Here is a 21392-nt window from a genome sequence, read left to right as displayed (position 1 = left end):
GCCGCCGGGCCGGAGCGGGCGGATGGGCGGCGGGCTACCCTAACGGTGGGCTGGACCACCGGCCCGGCAGCATGTGCCCGCCGAAAACGACAAACGGGATGTTCGCGTGTTTGACACCTTGAGTGACCGCCTGTCCGGGATCTTCACCAAGCTCCGCGGCAAGGGCCGGCTCACCGACGCCGACATCGACGCCACCGCGCGCGAGATCCGGATGGCGTTGCTGGAGGCCGACGTCGCCCTGCCGGTGGTCAAGGGCTTCATCGCGAACGTCAAGGAGCGGGCGCGCGGCGCCGAGGTCTCCCAGGCGCTCAACCCGGCGCAGCAGATCGTCAAGATCGTCAACGAGGAGCTGATCAACATCCTCGGCGGCGAGGGGCGGCGGCTCCAGTTCGCCAAGCACCCGCCGACCGTGATCATGCTGGCCGGCCTCCAGGGTTCCGGCAAGACGACGCTCGCCGGCAAGCTGGCCCGCTGGCTCAAGAGCCAGGGCCACCAGCCGCTGCTCGTCGCCGCCGACCTCCAGCGTCCCAACGCCGTCGGGCAGCTCCAGGTGCTCGGTGGCCGGGCCGGCGTCGAGGTGTACGCCCCGGCGCCCGGCAACGGCGTCGGTGACCCGGTGCAGGTGGCCCGCGACTCGATCGAGCACGCCCGCCGCGCCGCCCGGGACATCGTCATCGTCGACACCGCCGGCCGCCTCGGTATCGACACCGAGATGATGCAGCAGGCCGCGAACATCCGCGACGCGGTCCAGCCCGACGAGGTCATCTTCGTCATCGACGCCATGGTCGGCCAGGACGCGGTGCGCACCGCCGAGGCGTTCCGCGACGGCGTCGGCATCACCGGCGTGGTGCTGTCCAAGCTCGACGGCGACGCCCGCGGTGGCGCCGCGCTCTCCGTCCGCGAGGTGACCGGCCAGCCGATCCTGTTCGCCTCCACCGGCGAGAAGCTGGAGGACTTCGACGTCTTCCACCCGGACCGGATGGCCAGCCGGATCCTCGGCATGGGCGACGTCCTCACTCTGATCGAGCAGGCCGAGGCGGCCTTCGACACCGATCAGAAGGAGAAGATGACCGCCAAGCTGATGGGCGGGGAGACCTTCACGCTGGAGGACTTCCTCGATCAGCTCATCGCGGTCCGGCGGATGGGCCCGATCGCCAACGTGCTGGCCATGATGCCGGGCATGGGGCAGATGAAGGACCAGCTCGCCGAGCTGGACGACAAGCACTTCGACCGGGTCACCGCGATCATCCGGTCGATGACCCCGGCCGAGCGCACCACCCCGAAGATCATCAACGGGTCCCGCCGGGCCCGTATCGCCAACGGTTCCGGCGTCACCGTCATGGACGTCAACCAGCTGCTCAACCGCTTCGCCGACGCGCAAAAGATGATGAAGCAGATGGGCGGCATGATGGGCCTGCCCGGCGGTGGCCGGCGCAAGGCGACCAAGTCGCCGAAGAACAAGCGCAAGGGCACGAAGGGCGGCGGGCGGCCGCGTACCGGCGCCGGCATGCCGGGCGGTTTCCCGGGCGGGATGCCGCAGCTCCCGCCGGGCCTGGACCCGGGTGACCTGGCCGGTGGGCAGGGCCTGCCGCCGGGCTTCAAGCTGCCGAAGATCGACTTCAACAAGCTCGGCAAGGGCGGCGACAAGGGCCCCCGCTAGCGTGTCGGTGACGGTGGGCGACGTCGCTCTCTCTTAGGGTGATGTCGCCCCCTGGAAGGAGATGTCAATGACCGCGGCCCCGATCCTGCCGGAGCGGCACGAGTGGACGGTCGACGACCTGGGCGAACTGCCCAAGGACCTTCCGTACGAACTGATCAACGGAAGGTTGATCGTGCCGTCACCCACCGCCCTGCACCAGGAGATCTGCGTCGAGTTGCTGCTCGCGCTGCGCGTCAACTGCCCGCCGGAGTTCCTGGTGAGCATCGACCTGTCCATGCGCGTGGACCGCCGCAACGAGCCGCGCCCCGATGTGGTGGTGATCCGGCGCAAGCACGCCGGCCGGTCGCCCGTCCCGGTCGAGGACGCGTTGCTCGCCGTCGAGGTCGTCTCGCCGACGTCGCACTTCCGCGATTTGTACGACAAGGCGAAGGTCTACTCCCGCTCCGGGGTCCGCTCCTACTGGGTGGTGGATCCGCAGCACGAGCGGATCGCACTCACCGAGTACACGCTCGACGGCGCCGCCCGCGAGTACGAGCAACTGGCCCACACCGAGGACCTGTTCGTCACCGAGCGGCCGTGGAAGGTCTCGGTCGATCTGCCGGCGCTGACCGCGCGCCGTAACGACCTGCTCGCCGTCGAGGAGGACTGATCGGGTAGGACTGTGCACATGGCTCTGCACGTGCGCGGTGTGTTCCTTCCCGACGACGAGGTCCGGGACGTCTGGCTGGTCGGCGACCGGGTCACCTTCGAACCGGTGCCCGGCGCCGAGACGGTGGCCGACGGCGGCTTCGTGCTGCCCGGCCTGACCGACGCGCACTGCCACATCGGCATCGCCCGCGGCGGCAGCCCGATCACCTCCCTCGACCAGGCGCGGGAACTGGCCCGGATCGACCGGGACGCCGGTGTGCTGGCGATCCGGGACGCCGGGTCGCCGTACCCGTACCCCGAACTGGAGGACGAGCCGGACCTGCCGCGACTGGCCCGCGCGGGCCGGCACGTCGCACCGCCCAAGCGCTACCTGCGCGACATCGGCGTGGAGGTCGGCGCGGCGGAGGTCGCCGCGACGGTGGCCGCGCAGGCCGCGGCCGGCAACGGCTGGGTCAAGCTGGTCGGCGACTGGATCGACAGGGGCGTCGGCGACCTGGCGCCGGCCTGGGACGCCGACACCATGACCGCGGCGGTCGCCGCCGCGCACGCCGCCGGGGTACGCGCCGCGGTGCACACGTTCTCCGAGTCGGCCGTGGAGATCATGGTGCGGGCCGGTGTCGACTCGGTGGAGCACGGCACCGGGCTGAGCCTCGACCTGATCGACCTGATGGCCCGGCAGGGCACCGCGCTGGTCCCCACGATGATCAACATCCGGACGTTCGGCCACATCGCCGAGCAGGCCCGCCCGAAGTTCCCCGGGTACGCCGACCACATGCTCGGCCTGCGCGACCGCTTCCCCGAGGTGGTGCGCGCCGCGCACGAGGCGGGTGTGCCGATCTACGTCGGCACCGACGCGGGCGGCGGCATCGACCACGGCCTGGCGGCCGAGGAGATGCTGCTGCTGCACGAGCAGGCCGGCATGTCGGCCACGGACGTGCTCGCCGCCGCCTCCTGGCGGGCCCGGGAGTGGCTCGGCTTCCCCGGGCTCGTCGAGGGCGGCCTCGCCGACCTGGTGGTCTACCCCGAGGACCCGCGCCGCGACCTGCGTGTGGTCCGGACGCCCAGCCGGATCGTGCTGCGCGGCCGGGTCGTCCGCTGACCGGCCGACGGCGACGGGTCTAGCGGGCGGTCGCCGCCATCAGGAACAGGCGCACCGCCAGGTCGGCCAGCCGGTCGGCGGTCTCGTCGACCGGGCCCCCGGGCAGCACGATGTGGCTCACCACCAGACGTACGACGCTGTCCGCGGCGAACGCGAGGGCCGCCGGATCGGCGTCCGGCAGGCGCTCGCCGGTCCACTCCAGCAGCGCCGCCGCGGCCTCGGCGAGCACCAGCTCGGACCGGGTGGTCAGGTACGGCAGAAGCTCCTCCGAGCCGCCCCGGGTGCTGGTCAGCACCGCCCGGACCAGCGGGTTCTCGGCGGCCGAGGCCAGCGTGCGGTGGATCGCCGCGTACGCTGCCGCGCGGACGTCGGAGTCGTGTTCGTCGAGCGCGGACCGGACCTGGCCGACGAACCGGTCCACCTCGTGCCGGGCCAGCGCCTCGCCCAGGCCCGCCTTGGTGCCGAACTCGTTGTAGACCGTCTGCCGGCTCACCCCTGCGGCGCTGGCGACGGCACCCATCCGGACCCCGGCCCAGCCGGTCGTGACGGTCAGCGAACGGGCGGCGTCGACGATCGTCTCGCGCACCGGAGTGACGTTCCTCGGCTTAGACATGGTGATCGAAGTCTACGGGCGCTGCTCAGCGCACCTCGAGTTCGTACTCCGCCTCGGCCCGGAACCGCCCGCCGTCGTGGCCGGCGAAGGTCAGGTGGTGCGTCCCCGGCGCCGGGGTGGTGGAGAGCATGACGGCAGACGGTAGTGCGGGCGCGCCCGGCTGCGCCCACCCGTGACGGGACGCATAGGATGCGTGGTCATGGCACGCGTGCTCACTCCCCGTGCGGAGGACTTTCCCCGCTGGTACCAGGACCTGATCGCCAAGGCGAAGCTGGCCGACAACGGCCCGGTCCGGGGGACCATGGTGATCCGACCGGCCGGCTACGCCATCTGGGAGCGGATGCAGGCCGAGATGGACGCCCGGATCAAGGCGGCCGGCGCGGAGAACGCGTACTTCCCGCTGTTCATCCCGGAGAGCTACCTCAAGCGGGAGGCCGAGCACGTCGAGGGCTTCTCGCCGGAGCTGGCAGTCGTCACGCACGGTGGCGGCAAGCAGCTCGCCGAGCCGGTGGTGGTGCGCCCCACGAGCGAGACGGTCATCGGTGAGTTCATGGCCAAGTGGATCGACTCGTACCGCGACCTGCCGCTGCTGCTCAACCAGTGGGCGAACGTGGTCCGGTGGGAGCTGCGCCCGCGGATCTTCCTGCGTACCAGCGAGTTCCTCTGGCAGGAGGGGCACACCGCGCACGCGACGCGCGAGGACGCCCGCGCCTACGCGCGGCGGATCCTGCACGAGGCGTACGAGGACCTGATGGTCAACGTGCTCGGCATCCCGGTGGTGGTCGGCCTGAAGACCGCCCGGGAGCGCTTCGCCGGCGCCACCGCCACGTACACGTGCGAAGGCATGATGGGCGACGGCAAGGCACTCCAGCTGGGCACCAGCCACGAGCTGGGCCAGAACTTCGCCAAGGCGTTCGACATCAGCTACTCCTCGGCCGAGGGCGGCCGGGAGCACGCGTGGACCACCTCCTGGGGCACCTCCACCCGGATGCTCGGTGGCCTGATCATGTGCCACGGCGACGACAACGGGCTGCGGGTGCCGCCGAAGCTGGCGCCGGTCCAGGCGTACGTGATGATCGTCAAGGACGGCGAGGGCGTCGGCGAGGCGGCGCGAAAGCTTCACGACGCGCTGCGTGACGCCGGGGTGCGGGTGGCGCTCGACGACCGGACCGACACCGCGTTCGGCCGCCGCGCCGTCGACGCCGAGCTGCGCGGCTACCCGGTACGCGTCGAGGTAGGCCCGCGTGACCTGGCCGCCGGCAACGCGGTGGTGGTCCGGCGTACGGACGGCTCGAAGGCCCCGACGCCGGTGGCCGACGTGGTCGGCGCGGTCCTGGCCGCGCTGGAGGCCGACCAGCAGGCGCTGCACGACCAGGCGCTGGAGTTCCGCCGGTCCCGCACCGTCGAGGTGTCGACGCTGGCCGAGGCGATCGAGGCGTCCGCCACCGGCTGGGCGCGGGTGCCGTGGTCGGCGGTCGGCGTCGAGGGCGAGGCCGAGGCGAACGCTCAGGGCGTGACGGTCCGCTGCCTGGTACGCGCCGACGGCTCGGTGCCGGACTCGGAGGACGAGCCCGACCTGGTGGCGATCCTCGCCCGCGCCTACTGAGGGTGTAAGGAAGGGCCCCTTCTTAACGCATTCCGCAGAGGAGGGGCCCCTTGTTAACACGACGGCGGGGGTGAGCGTGCGGTTCGAGCCGGGGCGGCTGATCATGCACCGGAACGTGCGCAACGGCCGGATCGGCTGGGTCCGGTCGGCCCGGGTGGTCTCCGACGACGAGCGCGGCCTGGTGCTCTGGGTGGCGCGCGAGGCGCCTGTCGCGCACGAGGTGAACGCCGCCGGCCTGGGCATGCGGGCGGTGCCGTTCGCCGAGTGGGTGACGTCGTCCTACCGGCTCGCGCAGGGGCTGTGGAACGGCCCGCCGGTGCTGAAGTTCCTGCCCACCGGCGCGGCCCACTCGGTCTGGTGGTTCCGTGACGCGGCGGGCCGCTTCCAGAACTGGTACGTGAACCTGGAGGAGCCCGGCGTCCGCTGGGACGACGGCACGGTGGCCGGGGTCGACATGGTCGACCAGGATCTCGACGTCGTGGTCCACCCGGACCTGAGCTGGGAGTGGAAGGACGAGGACGAGTTCGCCGAGCGGCTGGCGTTCCCGGAGCACTACTGGGTGACCGACGAGAAGGCGGTACGCGCCGAGGGCGAGCGGGTGATCCGGATCGCCGAGGCGGGGGAGTTCCCGTTCGACGGCACCTGGTGCGACTTCACCCCACCCGCGGAATGGGACGTACCGGACGTACTTCCGCCGGGGTGGGACCGCCCGCCGGTGCGCTGAACGAGTGTCCTCGGTCACGGCCCGGCCCGCCCCGGGCGTGGTGTCCGGGTCCGGTGTGAGAGTTCCGGTCCGGATCTGGCAGAATGGTTCGCTGGTATCCGGCACGCGTCCGGCGCCCTCTAACCCGGGCGCGTCGCCAGTTCACCGAGCAGTCTCCGGCCCAAACCCCACTGTGCCGGTCGGCGCTCACCCGCCACACCGCCCGTACGGGCCGGTGAGATCGCAACAGGAGCGAAACAACTGTGGCCGTAAAGATCCGGCTCCTGCGGATGGGCAAGATCCGCAACCCGCAGTACCGCATCGTCATCGCCGACTCGCGCACCAAGCGTGACGGTCGCGCGATCGAGTTCGTCGGTGTGTACCAGCCGAAGGAAGACCCTTCGGTGATCGAGGTCAAGTCGGAGCGGGTCCAGTACTGGCTCTCGGTCGGCGCCCAGCCGAGCGAGGCCGTGCAGCGCCTGCTGGAGCTGACCGGTGACTGGCAGAAGTTCAAGGGCCTGCCCGCGCCGCCGCCGCTGAAGGTCGCCCCCGAGCGGGCCGACCGCAAGGCGGCGTACGAGGCCGAGGCGAAGGCCGCCGCCGGCGTGGCCGACACCCCGGCGAAGCCGGCCAAGAAGGCCGCCGCCAAGGCGGAGGAGCCGAAGGCCGAGGCCAAGGCCGAGGAGCAGACCGGTGCCGAGTCCGGCGAGCAGGCCTGACATGCCGCTGCGTCCCGCTCTGGAGCACCTGGTCAAGGGCATCGTCGACCACCCGGACGACGTCCGGGTGCGCATGGTCGACTCCCGTCGGGGCAAGCGCCTCGAAGTCCGCGTGCACCCCGAGGACCTCGGCACGGTGATCGGGCGGTCCGGCCGGACCGCCAAGGCGCTGCGCCAGGTGATCGGCTCCATCGGCGGGCGTGGGGTACGCGTCGACATCGTCGACTCGTACTGATGCTTCTCGTCGTCGGCCGGATCGGTAAGCCGCACGGCATCCGTGGTGAGGTCACCGTGGAGGTGCGTACCGACGAGCCCGAAGCACGGTTCGCCCCCGGTTCGGTGTTGACCACCGAGCCGGGGGTGGTCCCGTCGGAGCCCGGCGCCTGGCGGGTGCCCCCGACGCTCACCGTCGAGTCGGCCCGCTGGCATCAGGGCCGTCTGCTCGTCGCCTTCGAGGGCGTGCTGGAGCGCGACGTCGCCGAGGCGCTGCGCAACACGCTGCTCGGCGTGGACAGCGCCGACGTCGCCCCGCCGGAGGACCCGGAGGAGTTCCACGACCACCAGCTGGTCGGGCTCACAGTGGTCACCCGCGACGGCGAGCACGTGGGCGAGGTGGCCCGCATCGACCACGCGCCCGCGTCCGACATGCTGGTGCTGCGGCGCCCCGAGGGGCGTACCGCGCTGGTCCCGTTCGTCAAGGCGATCGTGCCCGAGGTGGATCTGGCCGGCGGTCGCGTCGTCGTCGACCTGCCCGGTGGCCTGCTCGACCTCTAGCTGGAGCCCACCGCATGCGCGTCGACATCGTGTCGATCTTCCCCGAGTACTTCGCCCCGCTGGACCTCTCGCTCATCGGCAAGGCCCGCGCGAACGGCACGCTGCGGCTGGCCGTACACGACCTGCGGACCTGGACCCACGACGTGCACCGCACCGTCGACGACACGCCCTACGGCGGCGGTCCGGGCATGGTCATGCGTCCGGAGCCGTGGGGTGAGGCGCTGGACGCGCTGGCGCCGGGCGAGCTGAGCCCGGACGGGCACACGCTGCCCCGGCTGCTCGTGCCGTCGCCCGCGGGCGTCCCGTTCACCCAGGCCCTGGCGCACGAGCTGGCCGGCGAGTCGCACCTGCTGTTCGCCTGCGGCCGGTACGAGGGCATCGACCAGCGGGTGCTGGACCACGCCGCGACCCGGATGCCGGTGACCGAGGTCTCCCTCGGCGACTACGTGCTGTTCGGCGGCGAGGTGGCCGTGCTGGTGATCCTGGAGGCGGTCACCCGGCTGCTGCCCGGTGTGCTCGGCAACGCCGGGTCGCTGGACGAGGAGTCGCACGCGCACGGGCTGCTGGAGGCCCCGCTCTACACCAAGCCGGCGAGCTGGCGCGGGCTGGACGTGCCCGAGGTGCTGCGCTCCGGCGACCACGCCCGGATCGACCGCTGGCGGCGGGACGAGTCGCTGCTGCGGACGGCGGCCCGGCGCCCCGACATGATCGGCGCGCTGGCACCGGAGACGCTCGACAAGCGGGACCGGGCGACGCTGGACCGGGGCGGATTTTCCCCGCCACCGGGGCATGTGGCAAAGTAGAGGGGTTGCCGCATCCGTCCACGCCGTGGGCGGCTGCGAGGACCCTCGACCGGGGCCGGCCTCGCCGGTCACCACCCGGGGGTCAGAATCACCCATCCGCGCATCGACTGACGATGCGCCGTGAGCCTCACGAGGACGCAGCGATGAACATCCTGGACGCCCTTGACGCCCAGTCGAAGCGTACCGACCTGCCCGACTTCCGTGCCGGTGACACCGTCAAGGTGCACGCGCGGGTCGTCGAGGGCAACCGCTCCCGGGTCCAGATCTTCCAGGGCGTCGTCATCCGCCGCCAGGGTGACGGCCTGCGCGAGACCTTCTCGGTCCGCAAGGTCAGCTTCGGTGTCGGCGTGGAGCGGACCTACCCGCTCAACGGCCCGGGCATCGACCGGATCGAGGTCGTGACCCGCGGTGACGTGCGTCGCGCCAAGCTCTACTACCTGCGTGAGCTGCGCGGCAAGAAGGCCAAGATCAAGGAGCTGCGGGAGAAGCAGCCGGCGAACTGATCCACGTTCGCCACGCCGCCCGGCCTGCGCGGATGTCGTATCGACCAGACCGCATTACCCTGGTCGGTACGGGCGCAGCCGGACGGTGCGAAACGGTCCACTACCGCCCGTGGGGTCTCCGAGGGGACTCCCGGGCGGTAGTGTCGTTTCCGCGGACCGGAGAGTGGCATGGTGCAGATGGTTGACGAGGACGGCGCCGTCGATCCCTGGCGCCGGCGGGCCCGCCGTGGCCGCCGCCAGATGCCGCTCTGGCAGGAGCTGCCGTTGCTGCTGATCGTGGCGTTCTGCCTCGCGGTGCTGATCCGTACGTTCCTGCTCCAGGCGTTCTTCATCCCCTCCGGGTCGATGGAGAACACGCTGCTCGTCGGTGACCGGGTGCTCGTCAACAAGGTCGTCTACGACGTCCGCGACCCGGTCCGCGGCGAGGTGGTGGTGTTCCGGGGCACCGACCGCTGGGTCGCCCAGGAGGCGCCCGCGCCGCCGGCCGACTTCGCCGGCCGGGTCGGCCGTACGCTCGGTGACCTGGTGGGCGTCAGCCGCCCCGGCGAGAAGGACTTCATCAAGCGCGTCATCGGCGTACCTGGCGACAAGGTCTGGTGCTGCGACGACGGCCGGGTGGTGGTCAACGGGGTGCCGCTGGACGAGACGGCGTACGTCTCCGAGGACTCCCCGGTCGAGCTGCCGCCCAATCCGAAGGAGTGCCGGTCCCGGCAGTTCACCGAGGTGGTGGTGCCGCCGGGGCAGATCTTCGTGATGGGCGACCACCGGCTCGTCTCGCAGGACGCCCGATGTCAGGGGCCGGTGCCGATCGAGAACGTGGTCGGCCGCGCCTTCATGATCGTCTGGCCGTCGCAGCGGTGGACCGGTCTGCCCGTACCGGAGACGTTCGCGAGCGTGCCGCGCGCGGACGCCGCGGCGGCGCCCGGGCCGGTGCCTGTGGATCCCGACCCGGTCGGCGGCGTCGTCCTGATCCTCCCGCTCGCGGCGACGCTCACCGTTCTGGCGGGTTCGGGGCGACCGCTCCGTACCCGGCGACGTAGGCTCCTCCCGTGATCGACGAGCAGACCGAGAAGCCCCGCAGCTCCTTCTGGAAGGAGCTGCCCATCCTCCTGGGCGTGGCGATCCTGGTCGCGGTGCTGGTGCGTGCCTTCGTGCTGCAGACCTTCTTCATCCCGTCGCCGTCCATGGAGAACACCCTCAAGATCGACGATCGGGTGCTTGTCAACAAGCTGGTCTACGACTTCCGCTCGCCGCACCGGGGTGAGGTGATCGTCTTCAAGGCGCCCACCGAGTGGAGCGGCAACCCCGACGGTGAGGACTTCATCAAGCGGGTCATCGGCGTCGGCGGCGATCACGTGGTCTGCTGCGACCGCACCGGCGGCCAGGAGCGGCTGATCATCAACGGCAAGCCGATCGACGAGCCGTTCATCTTCCCCGGCAACAAGCCCGCCGACCAGGACTTCGACATCACCGTGCCGAAGGGGCGCCTGTGGGTCATGGGTGACCACCGGGAGGCTTCAGGCGACTCGCTGGAGCACTGGCAGCAGTCGGGCGAGGACATCAACGTCGCCACCATCCCCGAGGGCGAGGTCGTCGGCCGGGCCTTCACCATCTTCTGGCCGGTCAGCCGTGCGACCTGGCTCAGCGTCCCCGAGCAGTTCGACGGGATCCCCAATCCCTGAGCCGGCCCCGCGCCAGGCTCCGGCACGCCTGCCACGCCTCGACGGCGGGAGGGCGTGGTCGTTCGTCGCAGGCGTCTGGCAGGCTGGTGCGGTGACCGTCTACACCCCTCGTCGCGCGGCCCGGGTGCTGCTGGTCGACGCGTCCGACCGGGTGCTGCTCTTCGAGGGCAGTGATCCGGCCCGGCCGGGTCACCGCTACTGGTTCACCCCCGGCGGCGGGCTGGACCCGGGGGAGTCCCCGGCCGACGGCGCCGCCCGGGAGCTGGCCGAGGAGACCGGCCTGCGGCTGGCCCCGGCCGAACTGGGCGCGCCGGTCTGGTCGGAGACCGTCGAGTTCCCGTTCGACGGCGTCTGGTACCGCCAGGACCAGCAGTTCTACCTGGTCCGGGTGACGGGCTGGGACGTCGACACGACCGGCTTCAACGACGTCGAACGGGCGAGCGTGCACGGGCACCGCTGGTGGCCGGTCGCCGAGCTGGCCGCCACCGCCGAGCGCTACTACCCGCCGGACCTGCCCGGCCGGCTCGGCGCCGTGCTGGCCGGAGGCAGCGCATGCTGACCCCGCCGCGCACCGTGGTCCGCCGCGACGGCGGCCTCTACGCGCTGGAGCGCGCCCTGCAACGGCGTGGCTTCCGGCACGTGGCGGGCGCCGACGAGGCCGGCCGGGGCGCCTGCGCCGGGCCGCTGGTGGCCGCCGCCGCGATCCTGCCCGAGGGCCGGCGCGGCGAGGTCGACGAGCTGGCCGACTCGAAGCTGCTCACCCCCGCCGCACGCGAGCGCGTCCACGACGAGGTGGTGGCGCGGGCCCTGGCGTACGCCGTGGTGGTCATCCCGGCCGAGGAGGTCGACGCCCGCGGGCTGCACGTGTGCAATCTCGCCGCGATGCGCCGGGCGCTCGCCTCGCTCACCACCCGCCCGGAGTACGTGCTGACCGACGGCTTCGGCGTCGACGGGCTGGACGTGCCGGGCCTGGCGGTCTGGAAGGGCGACCGGGTGGCCGCGTGTGTGGCGGCGGCGAGCGTGCTCGCGAAGGTCACCCGGGACCGGATCATGGTGGAACTGGACGGGCGGTTCCCCGGCTACGGCTTCGCCGAGCACAAGGGCTACATCACCGCCGAGCACAGCGCCGCCCTGCGCGCGCTCGGGCCCTGCCGGGAACACCGCTTCTCGTACGTGAACGTGGCCGCCGTCTCCGGACGGGACGGCCGGCCTCCCCGCGCCCGCCGCCCGGCGGGCGCCGACGCGGCGTCGCCCGAGCCCGCGGCCGGGCTGCCGGGTCTCGGGCCCGGAGCGTTCGCCGGCCGCCCGGACGAGCCGATGGGGCACTGCGGCCCGTCAGGGGGTACCGTCGGCGTGGCGTTGGGCGAGCAGCCGCGACCTCCGGCGTCGGTGGGGGAAGATGTGGTCATGGAAGGCGGAGTGCGATGAGCGCGGAAGATCTCGAGAAGTACGAGACCGAGATGGAGCTGCAGCTCTACCGGGAGTACCGGGACATCGTCCGCCAGTTCTCCTACGTGGTGGAGACCGAGCGCCGTTTCTACCTGGCCAACCAGGTCGACCTGCACGTGCGCAACTCCGACGGCGAGGTCTACTTCGAGGTCGAGATGCACGACGCCTGGGTGTGGGACATGTACCGGCCTGCCCGTTTCGTCAAGAATGTTCGAGTGATGACGTTCAAGGACGTCAATGTGGAAGAGCTCGAAAAGCCCGACATCTCGCTTCCCGCAGATTCCGGATTCGGGAGCTGACCACGGGCGGCTGAACGCCCTCGGATCACTCCGCCGGCACGACCACCTCGACCCGCTGCACCAGGTTGTTCGCGAACCCGCCCCGGTTCCACGGCTGCTCGACCGGCTGGGTACGCCCCGACGCGTCGGTCGCCCGGGCGCCGAGCACGTACCGCCCCGGCGTCGCCGTCCAACTGACCGACCATAGGCGCCACGCCCACTCGCCCCCGGCCGGCTCGTCCAGGACCGCCGGTGTCCACGTCTCGCCGCCGTCCACCGTCACCTCGACCGAGGTCACCGGCGCGTGGCCGGACCAGGCCCGGCCGTCCAGAGTGCACGGTCCGGGCCGCAGCACCCGGGTGCGGGACATGAAGTCCGGGAACCCGGGCGGACGCACCAGCGCACGCGGCTCGATCCGGGTCACCGGCACGCCCGGGTCGTCGGCGTCGCGCCGCAGCCGGTAGGCCACCGCGTTCTGGTAGCCGTCGAACGGCTCGGTCGTCACAGTGATGTCGCGCAGCCACTTCACGTGCGCCATGCCGTACCAGCCGGGCACGATCAGGCGCAGCGGCGCGCCGTGCTGCGGCAGCAGGGGAGCGCCGTTCATCTCGTACGCCAGCAGCACCTCCTCGCGCAGCGCGTCGGCCACCGGCAGCGCCCGCTGGTAGTCCTGCTCGACGCCACGCTCCACCCCGTGATCCGCGCCGGTGAACACCACGTCCACCGCGTCGCCGGACAGGCCGGCCTCGCGCAGCAGCGGCGCCAGCGGCGTACCGGTCCACTCGGCGTTGCCCACCGCCTCCACCAGCCAGGGCTGGCTCACCGGGCGGGGATGCAGCAGCGCCCGGCCGTTGCCGGCGCACTCCAGCGTCACGCGGTGCGTCACCCGGGGCCGGTCGCGCAGCGCCGCCAGGTCCAGCCGCAGTGGACGCTCGAGGGCGCCGGACACGCTCAGCGCGTACGCGGCCGGGTCGACGTCCGGGATGTCGTAGTGGATGAGCAGGTAGTGCAGACCCGCCGGGGTCACGTCGTACCGCAGCGCCTCCAGCGGGATGCCGTGGTTACGCGCGGCGAGCTGAAGCTCCTCGGCGCTGATCGCCTCGTCCGGCCCGGCCACCCGCGAGGGCCGGCTGATGTCGTCCACTGTGGTCATGCCTGCTCCGTCCGCTCCAGCACGTCGTAGCCCACGAACGTGAACATCCGCACGCCTGGCGCCAGCGGGCGGGGCGTGCCGGTGAAGCGGTGCGCGCCGACGCCCACACCGTCGGCCGGGCTGTTCACCGCGACCGGCGCGAAGCCCTCCTCGGCGAACCACTCGCAGATGACCGGCACCAGGTCCGGCTCGCGCCGGTGCCGCGTCCACAGCACCGTGGCGCCGGTGGCACAGAGCGAGGCGCAGTGCCGCACCGTTTCCCGGATGTCGTCGTCGCTGATGTTGCCGAAGATGCCGCAGACCAGCACCAGATCCGCTGGGGCCAGATCGGCGTAGCGGTCGATCAGCGAGGCGTCCCCGGTCACCACCTCCACGCCGGTGAGCCCGGCGTCGGCGGCGGCGCGGCGGGCCGGATCGGCGTTGCGCGGATCCAGTTCGACCAGGCGGGCGGTCACGTCGGCGCCCCGGGGATGGGCGGCCAGCACCGGGATCAGGTCGCGGCCCTGACCCGCGCAGAGACTCAGCGCGCGCAGCGGACCGGGCGGCGCCGCATCGAGGGCGTCGGAGACACGTTGCCGCACCTCGGCGAGCCGCCGGGCCAGTGCGGACTCGGGCTGGTCGTAGTCGCTGTGCCAGGCGTACCAGTCCTTCGTCACCCGGCCAGCATAGGCGTCCGGGCCGTAGCAGATCGGCCCCGATTTCGGCGCTCGTCCACAGTCGGAGCGTCGTCCACAGGGCCGGCGGGTGGGGTGCGCGGGAGGGTGCCCGGGGTGGGCAGGGTGGTCGGCGTGCGTTCCTCGATCTCTTACGCCGTGGGTTTGTTCCTCGTCGTCTGCCTGCCGGGCGCCCTCGCGCCGTCCCGGGCCGTGGTGCCGTCGCCCTCGGCCGGGCCGTCGCCGTTGTCGTCCCGGGTCGGGGTCTACTCGGTCGGGCCGTCTCCGGCTGCACCCGCGCGTGGGCCGGATGGTTCCGCATCAGCGGGTGCCCCGGCTCCTGGTGCTTCGGCGGCTGGCGGCTCGGCTGCGGGACTTCGGGGTGCGCCTGCCGGGCCGTTCCGGTGGCCGCTGCCGGGCGCGCCCCGGGTGGTGCGGCGCTTCGACCCGCCGCCGCAGCCCTGGCTGTCCGGGCACCGGGGCGTCGACCTCGCCGCGGCACCCGGTGCCCCGGTGCTGGCGGCCGGCGCCGGGACCGTCCTGTTCGCCGGCACCGTCGCCGGCCGGCCGGTGCTCACCGTCGGCCATTCCGACGGGCTGCGCACCACATACGAACCGGTCCGCTCCCGGCTCACCGCCGGTACCCCTGTGGACGCCGGCACGCCGGTCGGCGACCTGCTCGCCGGGCATCGGGGCTGCGCCGAGGCGGCCTGCCTGCACTGGGGACTGCGACGCGACGCGGAGTACCTCGATCCGCTGGCCCTGCTCGGGCTCGGTCGCGTCCGGTTGCTGCCGCTGCACCCCGTCCCCGCCGGGTGATCGGGTGTGTTGCTCAGCCCTGGGCGAGCAGCGTGGGCAGCCGGACGGCCAGCCGGTCGTACTCGTCGGGGGTGTTGTAGACCTGGCCGCACAACCGCAGGTAGCCGCGCCCGTTCCAGCCGGCGATCGACACCTCGGCGGAGAGCCGGTCCGCAATCCGGGCCCGCAGCTCCCGGGCCGCGTCCAGCGTCGTCGCGACACCGGGCGGCAGCGGCACGAGCCGCATGGCGACCGCCGGTCCGCCGGGCTCCGGCAGCCGCTCGGGCGCCACACCGAGCGCGTCCCCGACGACCCGTTGCCCGTACGCGGCCAGAGCCGCGTTGTGCGCGCGTACCCGGTCCACGCCGAGGCTGCGCAACGTGAACAGGCCCACCGGGGCGGCCAGCCAACCGGTGTAGTCGAGCGTCGCCTGCCACTCGACACGAACCGGGAAGCCGCTGTCCTGCTCCCACGAGACGACGAGCGGCTGGATCTTCTCCCGCCACTGCGGCGCCACCACGAGCACGGCGGTGCCGCGTGGCGCGTACGCCCATTTGTGCAGGTTGCCGACCCAGAAGTCGGCGCCGACCGAGGCGACGGTGGCCGGCAGCATGCCCGGCGCGTGGGCGGCGTCCACCAGCACCGGCACGCCCTGCTCCCGGGCCACCGCGACGATCGCCGCGGTGGGGAACAGCCGGGCGGTCGGGGAGGTGAGCTGGTCCACGATCAGCAGCCTGGTACGCCCGGGGCGCAGCCCGGTGCGGAGGATCTCCACCACCTCCTCGTCGGTGGCGGTCAACGGCACCGGCAGGGTGCGGTGCACCGCCCCGGTGCGGCCGCACTCCCTGGCGACCGAGAGCGCCACCGCCCCGTACCCGTGGTCGGTGGTCACGATCTCGTCGCCCGGGCGCAGCGCCAGCGACTGCAACACCACGGCCGCACCAGTGGTGGCGTTGCCGACGAGCGTGGTGCCCTCCGGGTCGGCGCCGAGGAACGTGGCCAGGTGCCGCCGGGCGTGGGCGATCCGGTCGACGAGGCCCTGCGTGAAGAACCGCAGCGGGTTGGCCTCCATCTCGTCGCGCAGGCGCTGCTGGGCGCGTTGCACGGCGATCGGTACGGCGCCGAACGATCCGTGGTTGAGGTGACTGACGGAGGGATCGAGGGAGAAGAGCAGCCGAGCCCCGGGAATCGGCTCGGGTGGCTGCGGCACCGTCATCAGTCGATCCTAGCCCGAGATGGATCATGCGCCGGCCGGATTCCGCCCGCTGACCGGTGCCACCGACGCTGCCTGCGCGCTCTCGGCGGTCAGGCGCGGGGGTGCGCCTGCCGGTACGCGGCGCGGAGCCGCTCGACCGAGACGTGCGTGTAGATCTGGGTGCTGGCGAGCGACGAGTGCCCCAGCAACTCCTGCACGGCGCGCAGGTCCGCGCCCCCTTCGAGCAGGTGCGTCGCTGCCGAGTGGCGCAGCCCGTGCGGCGTCACCCGCGGTACCCCGGCGGCACCGGCCCAGCCGGACACGATCCGTCGCGCGGTGGTCGGGTTGAGCCGTCCACCCCGCGCCCCGAGCAGAAGCGCCCGGCCCGAGCCCGGGGCCAGCAGGGCGGGCCGGCCGTCGCGCAGCCAGGCGTCAAGGGCTCGCTGGGCCGGCACCCCGTAGGGCACCGCCCGCTCCCGCCCGCCCTTGCCCAGCACGCGTACCACCCGGCGAGCCTGGTCGACGTCGCTGACGTCCAGCCCGCACGCCTCGCTGATGCGTACCCCGGTGCCGTAGAGCAGTTCCAGCAGCAGCCGGTCGCGCAGCAGCACCGCGTCGGGCGGTCCGTCGCCGGCCGGTTCGGCGGATGCCGGTTCGGCGGCCGTTCCGTGGTCGCGTCCGAGCCCGGTGCCCTCGGGGTGGACCGTCGAGCGGTCGGCCCCGGGCGGGCTCCGGCGCTGCCGCGACGGGGCCTCCACCAGAGCGGCGGCCTGGTCGGCCCGCAGCACGGTGGGCAGTTCCCGCCGGGCCCGAGGGCTGGCCAGCGGCGCGGCCACGTCGTCGGCGAGCAGGCCGGTCCGGTGCGCCCAGGCGCTGAACGTCCGGGCCGCGGCGGCGCGCCGCGCCATCGTCATCCGGGCCGCGCCCATGGTCCGCTGCTTCGCCAGCCAGCTGCGCACCACGGCGAGGTCCAGCTCCGGCAGTTCGGCGCAGCCCATCCGGACGGCGTGGTCCAGCAGCGACACCAGATCCGTGACGTAGGCCCGGACGGTGTGGACGGAGCGGTTGCGCACCCGCGACAGGTGGTCGGCGAAGTCGTCGACCGCCTCGCGCATCGAGGCGGGCAGTTCCTCGTGCGCCTCCCGGGTGCCACGCTGCCGCTTGCTCACTGCGGCACCCGACCCAGGCGTACGGGGTCGCGGCGGGGGAGGCGGCCGGCGATCACCGCCCCAGCGTAAGGCCGGAGCGCCGCCGTGCGCCGTGCCGCCCGACGCCACACCGCCCTCGCCGTTCAGTCGCCCGGCCGCCCCACCCCGCCCCGCTCTCCGCCGTGGAGTCGCCTGGCCGCCGTGCCGGTCCGGCCGTCGCTTCCGCCTTCGCGGTGCCGGCCCGTCGCCCGTGGGTTGTGCCGTCCGCCACGTCGGTCGGGTCCTCCGGCGTGGGATAGGTGCCGACGCGCTGAGCGGGGTGGCAGAAGCCGGTCTGGACAGGGGAAACTCATGCTGCGGCACACTCCGGTGCGGCGACCGGCAGGCAGCGTGGCCGAGCCGGCTCCGACGGAGGGTCGATCCGGCCGCGATCAAGCGAACGCGTCCCCGTGACGGTGACGCCGGTACGAGGAGGGCCGAGAGTGGGAGTGGACGCCGTCCTCTACCGGCAGATATCGGCGGGCAACGGTCGTCGGCGGCCCGCGTACGTCTCGATCGAGGCCGTGGCGGACCCGCAGGACGTGCTGCTCGACCTGCTCAAGCGTGTCCGCGGCGGTGGCCGGACCCCGCTGCTCGACCGCGTCGACCCGCTCGGTGAGCTGACCGTGAGCGCCGAGCGGATGCCGCAACTGCTCGCCGAGCTGCGGTGCCTCGCCGAGGTGGCCGGGGCACCGGCCGAGGTCGACCACGTCCACCGGCTGGCCCGGCTCGTCCGCCGATGTGCGGAGCGCCTTGACGCCGAGATCCGGTTCGAGGGCGACTGACCCGCTCACGAGCGGGCGACCGGTGGTGGCGGTGCGAGCGCGTAGCCGTCGTCGCGGCGTACCACCATCGCCAGTTCCTCCAGCATGGACAGCTTGCGCATGGCGGTGCGCAGGTCCACCCCTGCGCGCGCCGCGACGCTCTCCAGGTCGAGCGTTCGGCGGCGGGGTAGCGCCTCCAGCACCTGGGTGGCCTCCTCGTCGAGCCGGTCCCGAGGACGCTCGGGGGCCCGGGCGGGCGGCGCCAGGTCGTACCCGATCCGCCCCACCTCCTCCAGCACGTGCGCGACGTTGGTGACCAGCCGCGCCTCCGGCCGCTCCCGCAGCACCTCGTGCCCGCCGACCGACATCGCTGAGGTCACCGGCCCCGGCACCACCATCGCCGGCCGGCGCAGGCCGAGCGCCCGGTTGAGCGTCTGGGTCGCGCCGCTGCGCGCGGCGGCCTCGACGAGGACAGTGCCGTTCGTCGCCGCCGCTATGACCCGGTTACGGATGAGGAACCGCGGCCGTAACGGCTCCGCCCCGGGAATCCATTCGCTCACCAGCAGGCCGGTCTCGGCGATCCGGTCGAACAGCGCGGCGTTGCCCATCGGGTACGGGCGGTCCACCCCGCAGGCGAGCACGGCGACGGTGCGCCCGCCCGCTGTCAACGCACCGCGATGCGCGGCGGCGTCGATGCCGAACGCCCCACCGGACACGACTGTCCACTCCCGGTCGGCGAGGCCGTAGCCCAGCTCGGTGGCGATGTGCGCGCCGTAGGGGGTTGCCGCCCGCGCGCCGACGACCGCCACCGAGCGCGCCAGCACCTCGCCGAGCGACCACGCTCCGCGTACCCAGAAACAGAGCGGCGGATCGGTCTCCACGTCGACCCGCCGGGTGGCACCGGAGAGCGCCAGCCGGCGCAGGTCGCCGACCTGGGTGGGCCATTCGTCGTCGTCCGGGGTGACCAGGCGGGCGCCGAGCCGTTCGCCGCGGGCCAGCGCGTCGGCGGCGACCGTCCGGGCGTCACCGGCGGCGCCGCGCGCCGCGACGGCCGACCGCAGCGTCCGTTCCGGCGCCCCGCCGGACAGCAGCAGGTCGAGTGCGGCGACCGGGCCGAGCCGCTCGACCAGTGCGTACACCGACCGGGTGCCGGGCTCGGCGAGCCAGGTGAGCGCGACCCGCGCCAGCCGGCGGTCGTCGGCGCTCACGCGACCTCCCCGGTCCGGAGCTGGATGGCCTCCGCGACGTCGTCGTGGCCGGGCCGGTCCCGCCCGTCCAGGTCCGCGATGGTCCAGGCGAGACGGAGTACGCGGTCGTAGCCGCGCGCGGACAGCGATCCGGTGTCGAGCCGGCGGCGCAGATCCGTGGTGACCCGGGCCGGCAGGTGCCACGGCGGCCGGCGCAGGTACGGGCCGTGGACGTCGGCGTTCACCCGATGCCCGGTGGCCGCCCAGCGATCGGCGGCGGCGTGCCGCGCGGCGACGACCCGGGCGGCTACGGTGGCCGAGGACTCCTGCGCGGCGTCGGTGCTCAGCAGCTCCGCCGCGCGTACCGCCGTCAGCCGGACCTGCACGTCCACCCGGTCGAGCAGCGGACCCGACAACCGTCCCAGGTAGCGTCGCCGGGCCAGGGGCGGGCACTCGCAGTCGACGTCGCCGGAGGGCTTCGCGCACGGACAGGGGTTGGCCGCCAGCACCAGTTGGGTGCGGGCCGGGTACTCGGTGGCACCCCGGGTACGCGCCACCCGCACCCGGCCGCTCTCCAGCGGCTGCCGCAACGCCTCCAGCGCACCCTTGCTGAACTCGGGCGCCTCGTCCAGGAACAGGACCCCACGGTGGGCGAGCGACACCGCGCCGGGCCGGGCCAGCCCGGAACCGCCTCCGACGAGCGCGGGCACCGTGGCGGTGTGGTGCGGCGCCTGGAACGGGGGACGGCGCAGCAGCCCGCCACCGGGTGGCAGCAGGCCGGCGATCGAGTGCAGCGCCGTCACCTCCAGGGCTGCCTCGTCGTCCAGTTCGGGCAGGATCGACGGCAGCCGTTCGGCGAGCATGGTCTTGCCGGCGCCGGGCGGACCGAACAGCGCGAGGTGGTGGCCCCCCGCGGCGGCGATCTCCAGGGCACGCCGCCCGAGCGGCTGCCCGGCCACGTCGACCAGGTCGGGCCCGGCCGGGCCGCAGGCCGGGACGTGGGCGGGTGGGGCGAGCAGCGGACTGCCGTCGCGGACGTGGGCGACGAGCCGGTGCAGCGTGTCGACCGCGTGCACGCGTACGCCCGGGATGACTGCCGCCTCGGCGGCGTTGCCGGCGGGTACGACGACGCGGGTGTGCCCGGCGCGGGCGGCGGCGGCGACCATCGGCAGCGTGCCGCGGACGGGGCGTACCGCGCCGTCGAGGCCGAGTTCGCCGAGCACGACTGTGGCGTCCAGGGCGACCGGTGGCAGTTCGCCCGAGCCGGCCAGGACGGCGAGCGCGATGGCGAGGTCGAACGCCGAGCCGTACTTCGGCAGGGTGGCGGGGAGCAGGTTGAGCGTGATGCGCCGGTTGGGCCACTTCTGGCCGGAGTTGACGATCGCGGCGCGGACCCGGTCGCGCGCCTCGTGCAACGCGGTGTCCGGCAGACCGGAGATGATCACCGCGGGCAGTCCGGGAGCCAGGTCGGCCTCGACCTCGACGAGATGCCCGGCGACTCCGGCCAGGCCGACGCTCAGCACCTTCGCGTACCCCATGTCAGAACGCGCCGCGGAGGTGCTCGACGCGGGCGGGGCCGGTGAGCGGGAGCCGGACGGAGAGCACGTCGAAGCGGACCTCGGCGGCGGTGGTGCCGGTCTCGGCGAGCCAGCGGGCGGCCAGGCCGCGCAGCCGGCGGGCCTTGGCCCGCACGACGGCCTCGGCGGGGGAGCCGAACTGCTCGCTCCGGCGGGTCTTGACCTCGCAGATGGCGAGGACCGGACCCTCCCAGGCGATGATGTCGATCTCTCCCTCGGGGCAGCGCCAGTTTCGGGCGACCGGGCGCAGGCCCGTATCGATCAGGTGCCGTAGCGCGCACCGCTCGCCGTACGCCCCGACGGCTCGGTTCCGGTTCGTCATGCCGGCCAGGATGCGACCG

The 21392-nt window shown here is 73.3% G+C and carries 25 protein-coding genes; 17 read left to right on the top strand and 8 right to left on the bottom strand.

Features of this window, described 5'->3' with window-relative positions:
* The first annotated feature begins 106 nt into the window (after window positions 1-106).
* The 3 genes from ffh (at window position 107) to BFV98_RS12450 (ending at window position 3407) form a co-directional block, all read left to right on the top strand.
* Window positions 107-1660, top strand: coding sequence for a signal recognition particle protein (ffh, locus tag BFV98_RS12460; RefSeq protein WP_013474363.1), 1554 nt, complete (start codon window positions 107-109; stop codon window positions 1658-1660).
* A gap of 67 nt (window positions 1661-1727) precedes the next feature.
* Entirely contained in the window at window positions 1728-2309 is a 582-nt protein-coding gene (locus BFV98_RS12455) for a Uma2 family endonuclease (RefSeq protein ID WP_013284581.1), read from the top strand.
* A gap of 18 nt (window positions 2310-2327) precedes the next feature.
* Window positions 2328-3407, top strand: a complete 1080-nt coding sequence (locus BFV98_RS12450) for an amidohydrolase family protein (RefSeq protein ID WP_013474365.1) — start codon at window positions 2328-2330, stop codon at window positions 3405-3407.
* A 19-nt stretch (window positions 3408-3426) separates the two neighbouring features.
* On the opposite strand, the gene BFV98_RS12445 is transcribed toward BFV98_RS12450, so the two are convergent.
* Window positions 3427-4020: a TetR/AcrR family transcriptional regulator gene (locus BFV98_RS12445; RefSeq protein WP_013284583.1), complete on the bottom strand. Its 594-nt coding sequence runs from the start codon at window positions 4018-4020 to the stop codon at window positions 3427-3429.
* A gap of 199 nt (window positions 4021-4219) precedes the next feature.
* On the opposite strand from BFV98_RS12445, the gene proS reads away from it, so the two are divergent.
* The 12 genes from proS to BFV98_RS12385 all read left to right on the top strand — a co-directional run bounded on the left by proS (window position 4220) and on the right by BFV98_RS12385 (window position 12558).
* On the top strand, window positions 4220-5626 hold the full coding sequence (proS, locus tag BFV98_RS12440) for a proline--tRNA ligase (RefSeq protein ID WP_030269967.1): 1407 nt from the start codon (window positions 4220-4222) through the stop codon (window positions 5624-5626).
* Window positions 5627-5702: 76 nt separating this feature from the next.
* Window positions 5703-6350 carry a DUF402 domain-containing protein gene (locus BFV98_RS12435; RefSeq protein WP_013474368.1) on the top strand — a complete coding sequence of 216 codons (648 nt, stop codon included), beginning with the start codon at window positions 5703-5705 and terminating at the stop codon, window positions 6348-6350.
* Window positions 6351-6592: 242 nt separating this feature from the next.
* Complete coding sequence (gene rpsP, locus BFV98_RS12430) at window positions 6593-7048, top strand: 30S ribosomal protein S16 (protein WP_013284587.1); 456 nt, start codon at window positions 6593-6595, stop codon at window positions 7046-7048.
* Complete coding sequence (locus BFV98_RS12425; protein WP_026268109.1) at window positions 7023-7283, top strand: RNA-binding protein; 261 nt, start codon at window positions 7023-7025, stop codon at window positions 7281-7283. The genes rpsP and BFV98_RS12425 overlap by 26 nt, the downstream gene beginning before the upstream one ends.
* Window positions 7283-7822, top strand: a complete 540-nt coding sequence (rimM, locus tag BFV98_RS12420; RefSeq protein WP_013474369.1) for a ribosome maturation factor RimM — start codon at window positions 7283-7285, stop codon at window positions 7820-7822. The genes BFV98_RS12425 and rimM overlap by 1 nt, the downstream gene beginning before the upstream one ends.
* Before the next feature lie 14 nt (window positions 7823-7836).
* On the top strand, window positions 7837-8625 hold the full coding sequence (gene trmD, locus BFV98_RS12415; protein ID WP_071096378.1) for a tRNA (guanosine(37)-N1)-methyltransferase TrmD: 789 nt from the start codon (window positions 7837-7839) through the stop codon (window positions 8623-8625).
* A gap of 143 nt (window positions 8626-8768) precedes the next feature.
* The gene (gene rplS, locus BFV98_RS12410) at window positions 8769-9128 is read left to right on the top strand and encodes a 50S ribosomal protein L19 (RefSeq protein WP_013284591.1); all 360 of its coding nucleotides are present in this window, start codon (window positions 8769-8771) and stop codon (window positions 9126-9128) included.
* A gap of 168 nt (window positions 9129-9296) precedes the next feature.
* Window positions 9297-10181 (top strand): signal peptidase I, encoded by an 885-nt coding sequence (gene lepB / locus BFV98_RS12405; RefSeq protein WP_030269959.1) that lies wholly within the window; start codon window positions 9297-9299, stop codon window positions 10179-10181.
* The gene (lepB, locus tag BFV98_RS12400; protein WP_013284593.1) at window positions 10178-10810 is read left to right on the top strand and encodes a signal peptidase I; all 633 of its coding nucleotides are present in this window, start codon (window positions 10178-10180) and stop codon (window positions 10808-10810) included. The genes lepB (BFV98_RS12405) and lepB (BFV98_RS12400) overlap by 4 nt, the downstream gene beginning before the upstream one ends.
* A 91-nt stretch (window positions 10811-10901) precedes the next feature.
* Complete coding sequence (locus BFV98_RS12395) at window positions 10902-11369, top strand: NUDIX hydrolase (protein WP_047894128.1); 468 nt, start codon at window positions 10902-10904, stop codon at window positions 11367-11369.
* Window positions 11363-12238 carry a ribonuclease HII gene (locus BFV98_RS12390; RefSeq protein ID WP_071096376.1) on the top strand — a complete coding sequence of 292 codons (876 nt, stop codon included), beginning with the start codon at window positions 11363-11365 and terminating at the stop codon, window positions 12236-12238. The genes BFV98_RS12395 and BFV98_RS12390 overlap by 7 nt, the downstream gene beginning before the upstream one ends.
* A complete protein-coding gene (locus tag BFV98_RS12385) occupies window positions 12235-12558 on the top strand; it encodes a DUF2469 domain-containing protein (protein WP_011905215.1) in 324 nt (107 codons plus the stop codon). Before BFV98_RS12390 ends, BFV98_RS12385 begins: the two co-directional genes overlap by 4 nt.
* Window positions 12559-12583: 25 nt before the next feature.
* Here the strand turns inward: BFV98_RS12385 and BFV98_RS12380 are convergent, their stop codons facing one another.
* Window positions 12584-13690, bottom strand: coding sequence for a sulfite oxidase (locus tag BFV98_RS12380; protein ID WP_071096374.1), 1107 nt, complete (start codon window positions 13688-13690; stop codon window positions 12584-12586).
* Complete coding sequence (locus BFV98_RS12375; protein ID WP_071096373.1) at window positions 13687-14346, bottom strand: SAM-dependent methyltransferase; 660 nt, start codon at window positions 14344-14346, stop codon at window positions 13687-13689. Before BFV98_RS12375 ends, BFV98_RS12380 begins: the two co-directional genes overlap by 4 nt.
* Before the next feature lie 210 nt (window positions 14347-14556).
* Between BFV98_RS12375 and BFV98_RS12370 the strand changes: the two genes are divergently transcribed.
* Window positions 14557-15162, top strand: coding sequence for a M23 family metallopeptidase (locus tag BFV98_RS12370; protein WP_369830083.1), 606 nt, complete (start codon window positions 14557-14559; stop codon window positions 15160-15162).
* A 13-nt stretch (window positions 15163-15175) separates the two neighbouring features.
* Here BFV98_RS12370 and BFV98_RS12365 read toward each other — a convergent pair whose 3' ends face one another.
* A complete protein-coding gene (locus tag BFV98_RS12365) occupies window positions 15176-16357 on the bottom strand; it encodes an aminotransferase class V-fold PLP-dependent enzyme (protein WP_071096371.1) in 1182 nt (393 codons plus the stop codon).
* Between the two features lie 89 nt (window positions 16358-16446).
* Window positions 16447-17451, bottom strand: coding sequence for a tyrosine recombinase XerC (locus tag BFV98_RS12360; RefSeq protein ID WP_071098854.1), 1005 nt, complete (start codon window positions 17449-17451; stop codon window positions 16447-16449).
* Between the two features lie 515 nt (window positions 17452-17966).
* Here BFV98_RS12360 and BFV98_RS12355 point away from each other — a divergent pair.
* Window positions 17967-18308 (top strand): hypothetical protein, encoded by a 342-nt coding sequence (locus BFV98_RS12355; protein WP_013474376.1) that lies wholly within the window; start codon window positions 17967-17969, stop codon window positions 18306-18308.
* Window positions 18309-18313: 5 nt separating this feature from the next.
* On the opposite strand, the gene BFV98_RS12350 is transcribed toward BFV98_RS12355, so the two are convergent.
* The 3 genes from BFV98_RS12350 to BFV98_RS12340 are packed head-to-tail and all read right to left on the bottom strand — an operon-like array spanning window position 18314 to window position 21373.
* On the bottom strand, window positions 18314-19582 hold the full coding sequence (locus BFV98_RS12350) for a DNA-processing protein DprA (RefSeq protein WP_071098852.1): 1269 nt from the start codon (window positions 19580-19582) through the stop codon (window positions 18314-18316).
* Complete coding sequence (locus tag BFV98_RS12345) at window positions 19492-21012, bottom strand: YifB family Mg chelatase-like AAA ATPase (protein ID WP_071096369.1); 1521 nt, start codon at window positions 21010-21012, stop codon at window positions 19492-19494. The genes BFV98_RS12350 and BFV98_RS12345 overlap by 91 nt, the downstream gene beginning before the upstream one ends.
* Before the next feature lies 1 nt (window position 21013).
* On the bottom strand, window positions 21014-21373 hold the full coding sequence (locus BFV98_RS12340) for a YraN family protein (protein ID WP_071098850.1): 360 nt from the start codon (window positions 21371-21373) through the stop codon (window positions 21014-21016).
* Window positions 21374-21392 lie beyond the last annotated feature (19 nt).

It is taken from the genome of Micromonospora sp. WMMB235 (assembly GCF_001855515.1).
GTDB classification, from domain to species: Bacteria; Actinomycetota; Actinomycetes; order Mycobacteriales; family Micromonosporaceae; genus Micromonospora; species Micromonospora aurantiaca.
The sequence above is the reverse complement of the archived record's forward strand: the minus strand, read 5'-3'. Positions and strand labels throughout refer to the sequence as shown.